The 16,010-nt window shown below is 62.1% G+C and carries 12 protein-coding genes; 5 read left to right on the top strand and 7 right to left on the bottom strand.

Annotated elements, in window-relative coordinates:
• Nucleotides 1-471 precede the first annotated feature (471 nt).
• Nucleotides 472-1,389 carry a LysR family transcriptional regulator gene (locus ACU8YE_RS04785; protein ID WP_446928204.1) on the bottom strand — a complete coding sequence of 306 codons (918 nt, stop codon included), beginning with the start codon at nt 1,387-1,389 and terminating at the stop codon, nt 472-474.
• Nucleotides 1,390-1,503: 114 nt separating this feature from the next.
• Here ACU8YE_RS04785 and ACU8YE_RS04780 point away from each other — a divergent pair, with 114 nt between their 5' ends.
• The 3 genes from ACU8YE_RS04780 (at nt 1,504) to ACU8YE_RS04770 (ending at nt 4,111) form a co-directional block, all read left to right on the top strand.
• A complete protein-coding gene (locus tag ACU8YE_RS04780) occupies nt 1,504-2,667 on the top strand; it encodes an alpha/beta fold hydrolase (protein WP_446928203.1) in 1,164 nt (387 codons plus the stop codon).
• 179 nt (nt 2,668-2,846) lie between these two features.
• Nucleotides 2,847-3,428 carry a hypothetical protein gene (locus ACU8YE_RS04775; RefSeq protein WP_446928202.1) on the top strand — a complete coding sequence of 194 codons (582 nt, stop codon included), beginning with the start codon at nt 2,847-2,849 and terminating at the stop codon, nt 3,426-3,428.
• Entirely contained in the window at nt 3,425-4,111 is a 687-nt protein-coding gene (locus ACU8YE_RS04770) for a hypothetical protein (RefSeq protein ID WP_446928201.1), read from the top strand. The genes ACU8YE_RS04775 and ACU8YE_RS04770 overlap by 4 nt, the downstream gene beginning before the upstream one ends.
• 205 nt (nt 4,112-4,316) lie before the next feature.
• Here ACU8YE_RS04770 and ACU8YE_RS04765 read toward each other — a convergent pair whose 3' ends face one another.
• From ACU8YE_RS04765 to ACU8YE_RS04755, 3 genes are all read right to left on the bottom strand, one after another.
• On the bottom strand, nt 4,317-5,045 hold the full coding sequence (locus ACU8YE_RS04765; protein WP_260801661.1) for an anti-sigma factor: 729 nt from the start codon (nt 5,043-5,045) through the stop codon (nt 4,317-4,319).
• On the bottom strand, nt 5,042-5,752 hold the full coding sequence (locus ACU8YE_RS04760) for a sigma-70 family RNA polymerase sigma factor (protein WP_313903666.1): 711 nt from the start codon (nt 5,750-5,752) through the stop codon (nt 5,042-5,044). Before ACU8YE_RS04760 ends, ACU8YE_RS04765 begins: the two co-directional genes overlap by 4 nt.
• A 65-nt stretch (nt 5,753-5,817) precedes the next feature.
• Complete coding sequence (locus tag ACU8YE_RS04755; RefSeq protein WP_260801660.1) at nt 5,818-6,402, bottom strand: fasciclin domain-containing protein; 585 nt, start codon at nt 6,400-6,402, stop codon at nt 5,818-5,820.
• Nucleotides 6,403-7,177: 775 nt separating this feature from the next.
• Between ACU8YE_RS04755 and ACU8YE_RS04750 the strand changes: the two genes are divergently transcribed.
• The gene (locus ACU8YE_RS04750; protein ID WP_316870928.1) at nt 7,178-7,450 is read left to right on the top strand and encodes a hypothetical protein; all 273 of its coding nucleotides are present in this window, start codon (nt 7,178-7,180) and stop codon (nt 7,448-7,450) included.
• Nucleotides 7,451-7,515: 65 nt separating this feature from the next.
• Nucleotides 7,516-9,915, top strand: a complete 2,400-nt coding sequence (gene ppsA / locus ACU8YE_RS04745; protein ID WP_446928200.1) for a phosphoenolpyruvate synthase — start codon at nt 7,516-7,518, stop codon at nt 9,913-9,915.
• Nucleotides 9,916-9,972: 57 nt separating this feature from the next.
• Here ppsA and fdhF read toward each other — a convergent pair whose 3' ends face one another.
• From fdhF to ACU8YE_RS04730, 3 genes are all read right to left on the bottom strand, one after another.
• Nucleotides 9,973-12,633, bottom strand: a complete 2,661-nt coding sequence (gene fdhF / locus ACU8YE_RS04740; protein WP_446928199.1) for a formate dehydrogenase subunit alpha — start codon at nt 12,631-12,633, stop codon at nt 9,973-9,975.
• Nucleotides 12,621-14,072: an NADH-ubiquinone oxidoreductase-F iron-sulfur binding region domain-containing protein gene (locus ACU8YE_RS04735; protein ID WP_446928198.1), complete on the bottom strand. Its 1,452-nt coding sequence runs from the start codon at nt 14,070-14,072 to the stop codon at nt 12,621-12,623. The genes fdhF and ACU8YE_RS04735 overlap by 13 nt, the downstream gene beginning before the upstream one ends.
• Before the next feature lie 275 nt (nt 14,073-14,347).
• On the bottom strand, nt 14,348-15,853 hold the full coding sequence (locus ACU8YE_RS04730; RefSeq protein WP_446928197.1) for a sigma-70 family RNA polymerase sigma factor: 1,506 nt from the start codon (nt 15,851-15,853) through the stop codon (nt 14,348-14,350).
• Nucleotides 15,854-16,010 lie beyond the last annotated feature (157 nt).

Here is a 16,010-nt window from a genome sequence, read left to right as displayed (position 1 = left end):
ATGAATCGATGACGGCGGAACGTGATTTAACGAAGAACAATCGCCAAATTTCCCGATTCAAGTCCAGTTCAGCTAGGTAGTTCCCAACGGAGAGCGCACTCCTCCCCTCTAGTGGGTGGTTAAGTTTCTTTTCAATCCAATGATAATGAAGGCACGCAGAATACTTAAAAGGCCGTACCGTTGCGTGTTCTGCGCTTTCCGACGCTCTTCCGAGGGAGAAGGCGTCAGCGCACGATTCGTGTGCAGGGGCGCTTTTTTTCTGTCAGCAGCAAACCTTTGAGGTAAATGACTGAATCGAGTCCCACCCTCATCAGTGAGCGACGTTAAAAAGCCGGTTAGAACGAGCCTGCTATTGCCGATGTGGTTGGTGACTAAGCCCCCAGACTACGGGCTGCTGTCGACCCTTGGCAGCGGCGCTCACTTGCCCCTCCGCAACGGCCGTTTTCGAAGCCCGAACAGCCGCCCTCTAATCTAAGACAGCCCCTTGCGATCCCAAGGCGGTTCATCGCCGAACGTCTCGGCGAGGTAATCGACAAACTGACGCACTTTGACCGGTATGCGCTGCGTGCTTGGGTAGACTGCCTGAATCGTCAGCTCAGCGGGGCGATAGGCCGGCAGTAGCTCCACAAGTTCACCGCGCCGGATGTGCGCGCCGAACACGAAGGTCGGGCCGTACACAATACCCGCTCCCGCAACAGCGGCAGCGAGCAGCATCTGTGTGTTGTTGGCCGTCATCCGGCAAGGTCCGTCGATGAAGTGCACGCGGTTTTCGTGGTCGCGCAATGTCCAATCTCCGGCTGACACGGCCTCGCTGAAGGCCAGTCGTTGCGCGCTGAGCAAATCTTCCGGCCTGTGCGGCGTTCCGTGGCGCTCGAGGTAGGCAGGAGAAGCACACACGACCATTCGGCACGGCGCAAGCCTGCGTGTCACAAGTCCCGGGGCCTCCAGCCGTCCGATCCGGATTGCAACGTCAACGCCCGCATCGATGAGATCGACGTAGCGGTCTCCAAGCTGCACTTCCACAGTGACGTTCGGGTGATCCTCCATGTAGCGCGCCACGACCTCGCCCAGGTGCATCGCGCCGAACGTGACAGGCGCCGCGATGCGCAACACACCGCGGGCCGTGCCTTGAGAATCGCTCGCTTCCCGCCTTGCTTCATCGAAGGCTTCGAGAATCCGCTTGCTGCGTTCGTAGTAAGTCTGGCCGGTATCGGTGAGACTCAAGCGCCGGGTGGTGCGGTGGAGTAGCCGTGCATTCAGTTCGGCCTCGATGGCACTCACGTGCTTGCCAGCCATCGCTGCCGACAGCCCAAAGCGGCGAGCTGCCGCAGCCAGGCTGCCCTCCTCCACGGCGGCGACGAATACGCCGAGGCTTGTAAGCCGGTCCATGTTGCCCTCCAATTCGATAACAGCATTATCGGCTGAATAGTCGAATCCGAAAATTATCAAACTGGAGAATCGAATTTACGATGCGCCGATCAGCTAACGGACAGGAGCACAAACATGGTAATCGCGTCGAACGGCACGCAAATTCACGTCAAACAGCGGGGCAACGGCGAGCTGGCGCTCGTGTTCCTGCACTACTACGGTGGCTCGGCGCGAACATGGGACGCGGTCGCAGACGAACTGGCTGACAGGTACAGGATCGTTGCCACCGATCACCGCGGCTGGGGCGACTCCGAGGCGCCCGCCGACCACTACGGCATCGCTGATCTCGCCGCCGACGCCGAAGGCGTTATCGAAGCACTAGGACTACGCCGCTACGTTCTGATCGGTCATTCGATGGGCGGGAAGGTCGCGCAACTGATCGCATCGCGCCGGCCGAACGGCCTGGAAGGTCTTGTGCTGGTCGCGCCGTCGCCGCCGTCGCCGATGCTCCTTTCCGACGCCCAGCGGGCGACACTGGCCGGCGCCTATCAAACGCGCGAGTCCGTGGAATTCGTCATCGATCACGTGTTGACCGCGAAACCGCTCAACGCCGCGTACCGCGAGCAAGTCATCGAGGACAGTCTGAGGGGCGCGCCGCAAGCCAAGTCGGCCTGGCCCGAGCTGGCCATGCGCGAAGACATTACTGCGGCAACAACGTTGATCGAAGCACCGACAATCGTCATCTCCGGCGAGCTCGACCAGGTGGATCGCATCGCAACACTCCAGGCAGAACTGTTGCCGCGCATCCCGCATGCGGCGATGCACGTTCTGCCCGGAACGGGACACTTGTCGCCGCTGGAAGCCCCGGCGGAAGTGGCGCGGCTCATTGCGCGATTCGTCGCTGCGATCGAAAGCGAGTCAGTCGTATGCCGTGCGCCCGACCAGGTCCCGGTCGCTTTCGATGCCGCGTTGAACGCCGGCGATCTCGATGCCGTGCTCGGCTTGTTCAGCAACCAGGCCACGATGCGGATGACGAATGGCGAGGTGGTGCAGGAGAGCCCCGCCGGGTTGCGCACCGGCTTGGCTCAGTTGCAGGCATTGCGCCCGCGTATCCGTAACGAAGTGCGCCGCGTACTCACGAGCGGCGACATCGCCCTCGTCCTGCTCGACTGGACCCTGAACGTGACGCTACCGGACGGTCGCGATCACGAAGAGCGCGGCACCGCTACACAAGTGATGGAGAAGAGCCGCGACGGTGGGTGGAGGCTGCGGATATCCAACCCAGCTGGGTTGAACTGAAGGGCGTCGGAGGGGTAACGCCCCTCACCTCGCCCCCCCCTTTTGCCAATTTTCGTCCGCATGGAATCGATCCACCCTGCATCCGATCTCGCATGGCAGACGTATATGACATCAGCGCTGCGCCGGGCTTGAGCCAAGTCGCGCGCCCGATCCATACCCCTGCCAAAGGAGATTGACCCATGAAGCGAGCCCTGCTACTGGTTTTGACGTTGACCACCGCGACGCTGAGCGCATGCGGAGGCGGCGACGATGCGCCCATGTCGATGGCGTCGACGGCGTCGACAGCCCAATTTCCACAAAACGCCGACATGTGGGCCGGACTTGGCGGAGATGCCAGTGCGCCGGCCGCCATTTCGAAGGTGGTCGACGACGCGGTGTCCGGTCTGCTGGCGGACCCCAAAGAAGCACCGTACTTTGCCAACATCGGTCAGCCCGGACACGATACGGTCGGGCGTCTCAAGGCTTGCCTGAACCTCCAGTTCAAGGCGCTGTTCGGCGGCCCCTTCAGCTATCCGGGGCAAGTCACGGCGGACGGCACCACCGTCATGTGTGACGACATGGCCGCCGCGCATTCGGACGTTGGCATCCCGGGCTGCGTGTTCGATCAGTTCATCACCGACGCCGCCGCCATCATGAAGACCGATGGCGTTCCCGATACCTACATCTCGCGTGTGGCGCCTGTCCTTACCGGCCTGAAGTCCACCATCGTGTCGTCGATGCCTCAGTACCTGGGCCCCAACACGGCCCAGAACTGCCAATGAAACCGGCCCGCGCGCTGAAACGCTACGCATTGCCCAGCGTGGCAGCGCTCACGGTCGCGATCGGCCTTGTCGGGGCAATGCACTTGAAAGCGGCCCGCCCGTTGCTTGCCATGCTGGGCGTGCCCTGCCCTGTCGACAGCACCACGGCAGCGCAAGTCAGCGCGCTGCGTGCGAGCGGACTGGCGCAGCTGCGCGCCAGCCGGCCGGCACCGGCCCGTCCGCTCCCGGGCGGGTTCGTGCTGGACGGCACGACCACCACCGAGGCTGTTCGCTGGGCACATGAAAACGGCGTGGCCTGTGACGCTGTCACGCACGGCTACAACTATCTCCGCTGCCGTGGCGTTGACGCCCGCAAGCTCGGGCTTGCCGGCCCGCCCGTGAGCGAGTTGTGGCTCAGCTTCGGTCCGAGCGGCCATCTCGTCGGCGTCGACATCTACCGTCGGGGCATGAACGCGAGTGACACAACCACCGCCTGGAACGGAGCGACGCATGCATTGCGCGACGCGCTCGGCACGCCGACTGCGACAATGGGCGATGCATCGCCGCAGGTACTGAGCCAATCGCCATTGCAGACGGCACGTTTGCAGTATCGATTCTCGGACTACCTGGCGATCGTCACCGCCAGCAACCTGCCTTACGCCGGACTGGCAGTGCGAGAGCAGTACATGTCGTCGCGCATTTGATTGCAGTTGGAAGCGAACGGTCTTTGCGTCATACCTTCGGCCTCTTGGTCGAAGGTATTTTTTTTGCCCGCTGAATAAGCAAAAGCCGGCGAAATCGCCGGCGTTCACTGAAACACTTATCTGGATGATGCCGGTGGAACACTCTCCGCCCGCATCATCCCGACTTTCTACCGTCGTCCCCTTGCGCTGGGTGGGGCAATCGATATCACGTCTCTTGCATCGCGCCCTTGCCGACGACGGGCCCCGTCGGCTGACCCGTTGGAGAACCGCCCTTCGGCTCAACCGAAACGGCAAGCACAGCGCGAACGTTGAGCTTGGCTGCATTTTCCTTCGACAGCGCAATCGACGTAGACCGATCCGACGAGAACACACCCAACGAGATCGGCTTGCTGTTCTCGGGAATCAACCAAAGTTCGGTCGAGGCGCTGTCGGAGACCTGCAACGCAACAGCCGGCACCACGACGATTTCACGCCTTGCCGTGTCGATCGTCATCGTCCAGCGCGGCAAGCCATTGTCGCCGGTGATGGCCGCGGCAATATAGGCCGGCTTGGCGCCAGTCGGCGTTCCGACAGGTGACAACACGGACAGGTTCACCGCAACAACCGCGATCGTCGCAAAGGAAGTTGCGAGCGCCACGGCGCGCCACAGCCGAATGCTGTTCCAGATCCGACGCACCTGCGACTCACCCGCAGGCGCTGCGGCCTCTGTGCGCTCAACGTGGCCAAGGTCGGCCTGAATCCGCTTCCATACCCGCGCGGGCGGCTGCATGCCGGTCACGGCCTCACCCAACGGAGAGAGGCGCGCCTCCCAGGCGCTGACGGAGTGCCTCAGGGCGACGTCTTCGTCCAACGCGCGCTCAAGCGCCCGCCGTTCGTCACTGTCAAGGAGTCCGAGGACATATTCAGCGCATTCCAAATCGCGATCGTGCGTCATGGCTGCAGCTCCATGCACGCCTTGAGCTGCAGCAGGCTGCGCCGCACCCAGCTCTTCATCGTCCCGATCGGCACACTCAGGCGCGTTGCGAGTTCTGCGTAGCTCGCGCCTGTGTAAAACGCTTCCACGATGACACCCCGCTGCCGCGCTTCAAGCTTTTGAATGCAGCCATTGAGACGCCGACGCTCCTGACTCATGTCCGCCGCCTCGTGTGGCGTTGCTTGCTCGTCGACGATGTGCGTCCAGTCGGTTTCATCCCCCGTTGTCTCGCGCGACTGACGCAGGCGATCGATCGACTTGTTCCGCGCGAGTGAAATCAGCCATGTCATGGCCGTTCCCCGCGCAGGATCGAATTGATCGGCGCGTTGCCAAATGGCGACATAGATTTCCTGGAGCACGTCTTCCGCTTCACCTGAGCTGCGAAGAATGCCGTACGCGAGCGAATAGAGTTTGGGCGACGTGAGGGCGTAAAGATCGGCGAAGGCGCTGCGACTGCCTTGCGCAGTCTGCTTGAGCAGTTCAAGCAGCCGTTCCCGCCCCTCCTCCTGCCGCGCTGATAGTGAGTCCTCAGACTCGAGCAAAGATGCTCCGACAACGTGCATATGATTTCGCGTGCCTCGGTTGCCCGCAACGGGATGCGGCAAAGGTATACCAACGGCATCGTTCGCGCAACGAACGTCCGGGGTGTGGCGAAGTCTGGATGGCATGCCGGTCCTCTGATCACCGTTTGAGCACGCGCGAGAGCGCCCGCCCTCGCGCTGAACCCGACTGATTACGGCATCAGCACCTTGTCCACGACGTGGATCACGCCGTTGGACTGATACACGTTGCCGATCGTCACGGTGGCGACGCCGCCTTTGTCGTCCGTAACAGTCAGGTGATCGCCCTTCTGCATGACGGTCAGCGCGTCACCCTCGACGGTCTTGAGGGTGGCTTTGCCGCCGCCGTCCGACACGGCCTTCATGAGGTCCTGTGCGGTGAGCCGGCCGGGCACCACGTGGTAGGTCAACACCTTGACCAGCGTCGGCTTGCTCTCCGGCTTCAACAGGCCATCAACCGTACCGGCCGGAAGCCCAGCGAAGGCTTCGTTGGTCGGTGCGAACACGGTGAACGGGCCGGGTCCGGACAGCGTGTCGACCAGGCCGCCCGCCTTCACAGCGGCGACGAGCGTGGTGTGGTCCTTCGAATTGACGGCGTTCTGGATGATGTTCTTGGACGGATACATCGGAGCGCCGCCCACCATGACGGTTGCTTCGCTGCCGCTCATGGCTGCGGTCGCTACGGAGGCATAACCGCCAGAGATGATTGCGAGGGAAAGCAAAACACCAGACAACCCAGCCAGTTGATACTTTTTCATTGTTGACCTCAATCGTGGCGCTTCGCAAATTGGAAGCAACCCAGATACGAGCGAAACTCGCTGTCGGATGCACGAGCGACTCGTGCAACCACGCAGGAGTGGATTGCGCTGAGTTGAAACGACTTTGCGTCGGAAAAAATACACGACGCATTTCCTACTCACAGTGACCTGTGAGAACAGTGCAAGGTCGATACCTCGCACGTGACCCCCAGGTGTCATGCTCTGCCCGGCATCCTCCTGTTGGCCTTGGACCGGCTGCTTGGCGCGACGGCGCCAGTGTGGCTTGGGGGCACGTCCGGGGCTCGTTGGATCAAGACTGCCGGGATTGCAACGCCTTGCCGACGCACCCACGCCGGTAGCTCCGCACCGCTGCTTGCTTGTGTGGTGATCCTTTCGACCGACCCAGGTGCGCAGTGCGCTTCCGCACGGATTGACTTCTGCATAGCCACCCCGACACAACGGCGACAGAGGTTCCTCTGCAAAAAAAAAGCGTCATCGCATTTCTGCCTGAATGGTTTGGTACCGCCGTTTGCGCAGGAGTATTTGCAAGCGCAATGACATCCGCGCGCGCCAGAAATGCAAGCGTCCAGTCGTGCTGATACGCAGCAATTGATCGACGTTTGATACGGCACAAAGCCGACGCTGTTCGTCATGCCAGTATTTATCTGATCCGCCGAGAAACCCGCTTCGCATGTCATGCCAGGTCGGTGCTTGCACAGCCATGTTCGATGCGATGCAGATGCATCGGCTTGACACCCTTGGAGACACAACCGCCATGAACGCCGCATCCCAAAGCCACAGCCTTCAGGGTCGCCCGACGGCGCGTGAGATCCGCGAAATCATCGGTCCATTCGAGACGGAAGTGCTAACCCGCATCCTCGACATCGAACCCAGTATCGAGGACGTACAGCTTGCCTATAAGTGGCTGCGCTCTGACGAGCACCTCATCCGCGGCATGGACATCGAACTCTCCGGCAAGGCCAAGTTGATCTACGAGCTGCTTGACGCCGAGTTTCCGGATTTCGATGCATCTGGACACGGTTTCTAGGTTCGCTTTGCAATACGCCTCGGCACCCGTGCCGACCTTGGCCAACCGCCACGATGGAGCAACGCATGGTCAACAACACTGCGCACGTTGTCTGGTTCGAGGCATTGCGACGGACCGACGTTCCACGAGTCGGCGGCAAGAATGCGTCGCTCGGCGAAATGGTGGCCACGCTTGCCTGCCAGGGCGTCAATGTCCCACCGGGCTTTGCACTCACAGCCGAGGCCTTCTGGCGCTTCGTCGATGCAAATAGCTTGCAGCCGGTGATTGCTTCAGCGCTTGCTGAGCTTGATGGCGGCAAGCTTTCCCTGGCAGAGGCCGGGCTCACCATCCGACGCGCCATGTTGCGCGGTGCATGGCCAGCAGAGACGGTTGAGGCGATCCGCCTTGCCTACGATGAACTGAACCGCCGAGTGGGGCAGACCGACATAGACGTTGCAGTGCGATCGAGCGCGACGGCCGAGGATCTTCCGGAAGCGAGCTTTGCCGGGCAGCAGGAAACCTATCTCAACATCCGGGGCGAAGGTGCCCTGCTCGACGCTTGCCGGCGCTGCTACGCGTCGCTGTTTACAGACCGCGCAATCAGCTACCGCCAAGCAAAGGGCATCGACCATTCCAAGGTCGCATTGTCGGTGGGCGTGCAGCGCATGGTCAGATCCGATCTGGGGGGCGCCGGTGTCATGTTCACCATCGATACCGAGACGGGATTTGACAAGTCTGTCCTGATCAATGCGGCCTGGGGGCTTGGCGAAAACGTGGTCCAGGGCAAAGTGGAGCCCGACGAATACGAGGTCTACAAGCCGCTGCTGTCTGAGCCATCGTTGTCGCCGATCGTTGGGAAGAAGCTGGGCGGCAAAGGTCTCAAGATGATCTACACGAACGACGGCGACCACCCGACCAAGAATGTCCCGACATCAAAGGCCGAACGTGCGAGTTTCGTCCTGAGCGACCACGAGATCCTCACCTTGTCGCGATGGGCGTGTGTGATCGAGCAGCACTATGGCCAGCCGATGGACATTGAATGGGCAAAAGATGGTGTCACCAGTGAGGTGTTCGTCGTGCAGGCCAGGCCAGAGACGGTCGAGTCGCGTCGCGAAGCCAGTGCGGTAAAGACGTGGCGTATCAAGAAGACCGGTCGCAAGATCCTGTCCGGCGTCAGCATTGGCGAAGCCGTCGCGGCGGGCAAAGTCTGCATCATCGAAAGCCCGCGCGACATGGAGCGCTTTGTCGATGGCGCCATTCTCGTCACCCAGACGACAGACCCAGATTGGGTACCCGTGATGCGGCGGGCCGCCGCCATCATCACCGACCAGGGCGGCCGCACATCGCACGCGGCCATCGTCAGCCGCGAACTGGGGCTTCCAGCCATCGTCGGCGCTGGCAACGCGACGCATCTGCTGCATGACGAGCAGGAAGTCACGGTGTCCTGCGCGGAAGGTCGGGAAGGGTTTGTCTACGAAGGCATTGCCGACTTTGCGGTCGAAGAGATCGATTTCGGCAGTATCCCTGCAACGCGCACCCAGGTCATGCTGAACCTCGCCAATCCGGCGGCAGCGTTTCGGTGGTGGCGAATCCCGGCGGACGGCGTTGGGCTGGCACGCATGGAGTTCGTGGTGAGCAACCACATCAAGATCCACCCGATGGCCCTTGCCCGCTTCGACACGCTCAAAGACGAAGACGCCAAGCAGACCATCGCAGCGATGACTGCAGGTTATGAAGATCGCACCGAATACTTTGTCGACCGCCTTGCGCGGGGATTGGGGCGGATCGCCGCGGCCCAGTATCCGCACCCCGTGGTCGTGCGCATGAGCGACTTCAAGACCAACGAATATGCGCATCTGATCGGAGGGGCGGAATTCGAGCCGAAGGAAGAAAACCCCATGCTCGGATTCCGCGGAGCGTCACGGTACTACTCGCCCCGCTACCGGGAGGGCTTCGCGCTCGAATGCCGCGCCATTTTCCGCCTTCGCAATGAGATGGGCTTCAAGAATGTGGTTGTCATGATTCCCTTCTGCCGGTCGACAAAGGAGGCGGACCGCGTGCTGGAAGTCATGGCGCAAAACGGTATCCGGCGCGGCGAAGCCGGCCTCAAGATCTACGTGATGTGCGAGATTCCATCCAACGTGATTCTGGCGAAGGCCTTCGCGCAACGCTTCGACGGTTTCTCAATTGGCAGCAACGATCTGACGCAACTGACGCTGGGCGTTGACCGCGACTCGGCAGATCTCGCGGAGCTTTTCGATGAACAGGACGATGCGGTCAAGTGGATGATTCAAAGCGTCATCACCAAGGCCCATGAGGCTGGCGCCCACGTCGGTCTGTGTGGCCAGGCACCGAGTGACCACCCCGAGTTTGCCGCCTTCCTTGTCGAGTGCGGCGTTGATTCCATATCGGTGAGCCCGGATAGCTTCATTGCGGTCAAACGCACTGTGGCCGCGGCCGAGAGCGCTGCACCAAACACCCCGTGATACTGCCGCCATTCGGGCGGCCTCCCCTCCCAGACCACACGCTGACATCTCCGATGTTCAGGCGTTGCGCTTTGTCACCCGTACCGCAGTCACCTTGTATTCCGGCGCATGCACCAGCCGGTCGCGCACCGGAGACGTCAATCGGTTGATCAATAGATCCGGACGATGGAAGCTGCAGAACAACTGTCCGCTTTGCATGGCATCGCTGATGCGCAACGGCAGGATCGCGGCACCGTACCGGCTTGACACTTCGACCATGTCGCCTTCCACCAGACCATGGCATGCCGCATCTGCAGGTGCCATGTCCAGCGTGTCCGATGGCTTCAGCACTGCATTGGGGGTGCGGTAGCTCATCGTGCCGGCGTTGAAGTGGTGCAGCACCCGACCGGTGGTCAGCAGGAAGGGATAAGCGTCGCTGGTCTGCTCAGATGTGGGCACGTATGCAACCGGAACCAAGGCGGCAGTCTTGCTGCCGAAGAAGCGTTCCCGATGCAGCACGGCTGTGCCTGGATGCGTTTCGTCCGGGCATGGCCAGTGAAGATCTTCGCGCTCCAGGCGCGCATACGCCAATCCAGCGCCATCTGGCCAGAGCGACCGCACTTCATCCCAGATCTGCTGTGGAGTCTCGAACTCGAAACCCTTCGGCTTGCCCATTCGCGCAGCGAGCGCCTGGATGATCCACCAGTCTGGACGTGCTTGTCCGGGGGGCGTGGTGACAGCGTGGACACGCTGCACCCGCCGGTCCGAGTTCATGAAGGTGCCCTCCTTTTCGAAGGCCGATGCCGCCGGCAGGAAAACCGTACCGAACGCTTGAGCGGTTTGATTCACGAACAGATCCTGCACGATCACCAGATCAAGCGCAGCCAGTGCAGCCGCGGTTGCCGTTGCGTTGGCCAATGAAAGATAAATGTCATAGCCCATTACCCACAGCGCCTTGAGGTGGCCCGCCCTGGCGGCATCCATCATTTCCAGGACGTCCAGGCCCCGGCCGGTTGGCAACTGGTGCCCCCAGATTTGTTCGAAGCGGGAGCCGGCCTGGCTGATCGACTGCGAGCCGGTGAGTGTGGCCGGGTCACACCCCATCTGCGCCGCACCTTGCACGTTGTTCTGACCACGTAAGGGGTTGATGCCGCTGCCGGGCTTGCCAAGGTTGCCTGTGAGCAGGGCCAGGTTAATGAGTGCCATCACGCCTTCACTGCCCTGCAGGTGTTCGGTTACGCCAAGGCCATGGAAACACATGGCGGGCGGGTTGTTGGCATAGATTCTTGCTGCAGCACGGATTGCATCAGCGGGCACGCCGCACACCTCGGCCATGCGCTCTGGAGCGAAGGCTGCAACATGCGCGGCGAAAGTATCGAAGCCGCTGACCCGCTCGGTCAGAAATGCCCGATCAATACGTCCCTCTTCGATCATCGCGGCCGCCAGCGCATTCAATAGCGGTACGTTGCAGCCCATGCGCACGGGCAGATGGACATCGGCCAACGCCGCCAGCTCGGTACGACGTGGGTCGATGACAACAAGCCGCGCCCCTTTGAGCGCCGCCTGCTTGATGCGCGCCCCGACGACCGGATGGTTTTCTGTCGGGTTGGCGCCGCAGATCAGGAAAGCGCGCGCCTGCTCGATGTCGTCGAAGCTGTTGGTGGCCGCGCCAACGCCAAGCATTGATTTGAGGGCCTTGGCGCTGGGTGTGTGGCAAACACGTGCGCAGCAGTCAACGTTGTGTGTCCCCAGCACTACGCGGGCAAACTTCTGCGCCAGATAGTTCTCCTCGTTGGTCGCGCGCGAAGACGCCAGCACGCCAACCGCATCGCTCCCATACCGCGCAATGACAGCCTGCAGTTGTGTGGCCGTGAAATCGAGCGCCTCGCTCCAGCCCACCGCCTGCCACCGTCCGTCACGGCGAAGCATGGGCTGAGTGGCACGGTCCGACGCGTGGTTGTACTCGAACGCGTAGCGCCCCTTCACACACAGGTGGCCACGATTCACTGGCCGATCCGCGGGGCGCACGGCGACCACACGGCCGTTGGCGGTGCCCACATCCATTTGGCAGCCGACCCCGCAATACGCACACGTCGTTCTTGTCCAGGCTGTCGGTTTGGAGACGATTCGCTTATCAAACAGGGCACCGCTGGGGCACGTGTCGACACATGCACCGCAACTCACACAGCCTGCGCTGAGCAGCGTTGGCCCCTTGCTGATGGCAACGCGTGTTGCATCGTCGCGCCCAGCCATCTCCCAGATGAACTGGCCCTGCACCTCCTCGCAAATGCGGACGCAGCGTTCGCAATAGACGCAGCGATCCATGCCGACCCCGAGGTAAGGGTGGCTGTCGTCCCGGAACAGCCCATCCTCAAACTTGCCGCCCGGCGGCACATCATATTTGGCCAGCAACCGGTGAAACGGGTGACGCGGGTCTGCCGCATAGGCGGTTCTCGGGTAGCGCGCAGCGATCAGCTCCAGGTTTGTACGGCACAGAGCGTCGAGCGCAACGCTGCGCGTCTGTACGACCATGCCTTCGGCAACTTCGGTGGAGCAGCTTGCAACGGGGTGGGGCTGCCCCTTCACATGCACGATGCAGAGACGGCATGCGCCGGAAGGTATCAGCCGGTCGTCGTGGCACAGGTGTGGAACCGTCTTACCGGCCGCCGACAGGGCATCAATCAGTAATGCGCCCTCGGCCGCCTCACACGCCGCACCGTCGATGGTCAATCGAACCATGATTGGAACTCCGACGGATAGTGACGCCGCACGGACTGGACAAACTCAGCCAATCCCCGTCCGTGCCCGCAGAGGCTCGTTTCCGCCAGCGCCTCGATCAGGCGTCGGAAGCGGTTGCCGTCGATCGGCATGCCGTTTGCCGCTGCCTGTGCCATGGCTGCCAGAATGGGCGTGCCCAGATGGCAGGGTGTGCATTTCCCGCATGACTCGCGACTACCAAAGCGCAAGACCTGCACGACGATGTTCGCAATTGACGTGTCGTCCGAAAACGCGATCATGCCGCCATGCCCGACAGCGCAATCGATGGCCTGCATTTCCTCGTAGCCAAGCCGTGTGTCGAGCAGCGCGGGTGGCACGATGCCAGCCAGTGGCCCACCAACCATCAACCCCCTCAGCCTGCCGCGGCGCAACCCTTGACCGAGTTGATCGACGACATCCGCCAGACGGATGCCGAAATCCACTTCGTAAAGCCCGGGCCTGCGAAACAAGGAGTTCAGCGACAGCAGTTTGGTGCCCCGGCTCTGCGAGAAACCAAGTGCGGCATAAGCGGCGGCGCCGTGGGTCACGATCCACGGGATTGCGCACAGGGTCTCGACGTTATGCACGAGTGTGGGGGCACCGAATAGACCGCGTGCGCTGATCTGCGGCGGCCGCGGCCGGACTTCCGGGCGGCGCCCTTCCAGCGCATTCAATAGCGATGTCTCTTCTCCGCAGATGTAGGCGCCCTGCCCTACGACCAATTCAAGTTGGAATGTCGGAAGAAGCCAGCCAGCCGACCGGGCCTGTTTCAAGGCCTGCGAGACCACTTGCACCGCTTCCGGATACTCTTTCCGGATATAGAGGTAACCGCGCTGTGCGCCGACAGCATGCGCGGCAATCGCAGCGCCTTCAATGAGCCGAAACGGATCGTCCTCCAGCAGGAAGCGATCCGAGAACGCTCCTGCGTCCCCCTCGTCAGCATTGACCACGACATACTTGATGCGGGCTTCAGCATTGGCAACGGCTTGCCATTTGATGCCTGCGGGGAATGCGGCACCACCCCGCCCCCGCAATCTAGACGCCTGCACCAGGTTGACCAACGCTTGCGGCGCCATCTGCCTGGCCATGGCAAGCGCATCACCGCCGCCACCGCTGCCACCGCTGCGATAGGCCGTCAGATCGCGCACGCCGCCGCGCAGCACGTTGCCCAGCAGCACAGAATGGCTTGCATGCTGACCGACGTGCGGACGGACATCGTGTGCACCATCACTCGGTGCGTCATAGCATTTGCCGAGGCAGTAGAGGGCAGGCGTCTGGGTGGCCGCGACCTGCCAGCGGTCTGGCCGATCAGCGCGAGCAGCGAAACAAGCCAAGCCAGCACAAGCGCACTCGCTGATCCTGCTGTGCTCGAGGTGGTAGAAGCCGTGCGTGGCGGCATGCCGTTGCGCCGGCTCTGGCATGTGAAGTCGAGGAAGCGCGCTGGACTCGCGCTCCGTGGCCGACGTCTGAGCATCCAAGACAGCAGACACAAAGCCGTCGCCGTTAGCGGCTGCCGGGTCTGCTTGTCGCCGATGCCGCAACAACCGTCGGCGAAGCACGTCTCGCAACACTGGCTTCATGTTCGTGGCAGCAATGAAGGAACAGAATCATTGTTCGCCAGCGGTCTGCGTGCGGCTTGATACCGGTCAAGCCACGGCTTGATATCCAACCGTGATAGCGCTGCGGCTACGCTGGTTCAGTCTTCCGCGACCAAAAATGTCCGGGCCGCCGCCGAGGTCTGTGCGGAGCTTCGCAGCGCCTGAAGGGCCTGTCGCTCGGCACGCCGCACTTGTGCGGTGGTCATTCCCGTTTGCCGGGCGACTTCCTCGTGACTGTACTGCCCGCCACCCCCAATACCGAAGCGCAGGCGCAGCACCATGGCTTCGATAGGCGTCATCGAGCCGAGAAGAGACTCAACGAACTCGCGCATGCGCGCATCCACCAGAACCCCAAACGGGTCCGGCGAAGCGCGGTCTTCGATCAACTCCACAAGTTGCGTGTCGCCCTCGGCCACAGGCGAGTCTAGAGAGAGTGGTTCACCCGGCACAGCCAGGAGCATGGGAAGCGTGTCGCCCTGCAAGCCTGCTTCGCCCGCCAAGTCTGCCAAATCTGCCATTACGGCTTGGCGACCTGTGCGCTGACGGATGCGATCCGCCGCGCGGCGCACGCGTCCGAGCTTTTCGCTCACGTGCACCGGCAGTCGAATCGTGCGCGCCCGATCCGCAACCGCACGGGTGACCGCTTGCCGAATCCACCACGTCGCGTACGTCGAGAACTTGAAGCCCCGCTGCCATTCGAACTTTTCGATGGCCCGCATGAGCCCAAGCGTTCCCTCTTGTACCAAGTCTGCAAGGTCCAGCCCACGGTTCTGATGCCGCTTGGCGATGGATAGGACCAACCGCATGTTGGCCTCGACCATCTTGCGCGTCGCACGACGGATGCGCGATTCCGCTTCCGTCAATTCCCTGGTGAGGGCCATCCTGTCGCGGTGCAGGGCTACAGGTTGGCCGATGAAGGTGTGGCGATCCAGTTGCGTCCGCATGAGCCGAATAACGTCTTCGACAAGCCGTGCAGGCCGCTCGCTGGCTTCGAGCAAAGCGAGCACACTCTCTCGGGCACGCCGGTAAGCGGGCGCCTCCGTGCCCTTCACGCTCGCACGGCGCAGCGATCGCAACATGGACGCCTTCGCCAGGCGGATTTGCTCAAGCATGGCTGCGTTGCCGCCGACGGCCTGGATATCGACTTCGCCCACCCATTCTTCGAGCGCATGCGGCCAACCCGCGAATATCCGGAGGATGGCGCGACGCCCCGCCTCGATCTCCTTGGCCAGCACGACCTCTTCGTCCTTGGTCAGCAGTGCGACGGCATGCATGCGCTGGACATACACAGCGAGCGGGTCCGCAGATACGCCCGGATAGATCGCCTCTTCCAGAAACCTGCCGGCCTCCTCAAGCACGTCGTGATCGGGACGCACGAGGTTGGTGTTGGCAAGCGGATCAACGTCCTTCGGCGGCTCCTCAAATATAGGGATGCCTATCTGCGCGAGCGCATCCGTCAAGCCTTCGATCGATGGCGTGTCAGTCGGCAATGCGTCGGCAATATCCGAATGGACCAGATAGCCTTGATCTGCGGCGAGCGCCACCAGACGGCGCATCGTTTCGGTATGGCTCTGCGCGTCGTGGGCGCGGTTTTGCGGGTTCATCTGGAGTGCGGGGCGCTTCCCGCGATGCGGCGTGGAGGGCATCTGCCTCCGGGTTCAGGCCGCCTGATGATCTGCGAACACCTGTCCGCACTGGCTTGCCTCTTGAGAGCACATCTGGGGATGTGGGCCCCTGTTTCAATTGCGGCCAACCCGTTTT

The sequence above is a fragment of the Ralstonia sp. VS2407 genome (assembly GCF_052950655.1).
Note: the sequence above shows the minus strand (reverse complement) of the source record. Positions and strands in the feature narration are given on the sequence as shown.

Bases quoted from the DNA above. Each gene is read 5' to 3' on its own strand.
- ACU8YE_RS04785 (WP_446928204.1), bottom strand. From the start codon at position 1,389: ATGGACCGGCTTACAAGCCTCGGCGTATTCGTCGCCGCCGTGGAGGAG.
- ACU8YE_RS04780 (WP_446928203.1), top strand. From the start codon at position 1,504: ATGGTAATCGCGTCGAACGGCACGCAAATTCACGTCAAACAGCGGGGC.
- ACU8YE_RS04775 (WP_446928202.1), top strand. From the start codon at position 2,847: ATGAAGCGAGCCCTGCTACTGGTTTTGACGTTGACCACCGCGACGCTG.
- ACU8YE_RS04770 (WP_446928201.1), top strand. From the start codon at position 3,425: ATGAAACCGGCCCGCGCGCTGAAACGCTACGCATTGCCCAGCGTGGCA.
- ACU8YE_RS04765 (WP_260801661.1), bottom strand. From the start codon at position 5,045: ATGACGCACGATCGCGATTTGGAATGCGCTGAATATGTCCTCGGACTC.
- ACU8YE_RS04760 (WP_313903666.1), bottom strand. From the start codon at position 5,752: ATGCCATCCAGACTTCGCCACACCCCGGACGTTCGTTGCGCGAACGAT.
- ACU8YE_RS04755 (WP_260801660.1), bottom strand. From the start codon at position 6,402: ATGAAAAAGTATCAACTGGCTGGGTTGTCTGGTGTTTTGCTTTCCCTC.
- ACU8YE_RS04750 (WP_316870928.1), top strand. From the start codon at position 7,178: ATGAACGCCGCATCCCAAAGCCACAGCCTTCAGGGTCGCCCGACGGCG.
- ppsA (WP_446928200.1), top strand. From the start codon at position 7,516: ATGGTCAACAACACTGCGCACGTTGTCTGGTTCGAGGCATTGCGACGG.
- fdhF (WP_446928199.1), bottom strand. From the start codon at position 12,633: ATGGTTCGATTGACCATCGACGGTGCGGCGTGTGAGGCGGCCGAGGGC.
- ACU8YE_RS04735 (WP_446928198.1), bottom strand. From the start codon at position 14,072: ATGCCAGAGCCGGCGCAACGGCATGCCGCCACGCACGGCTTCTACCAC.
- ACU8YE_RS04730 (WP_446928197.1), bottom strand. From the start codon at position 15,853: ATGAACCCGCAAAACCGCGCCCACGACGCGCAGAGCCATACCGAAACG.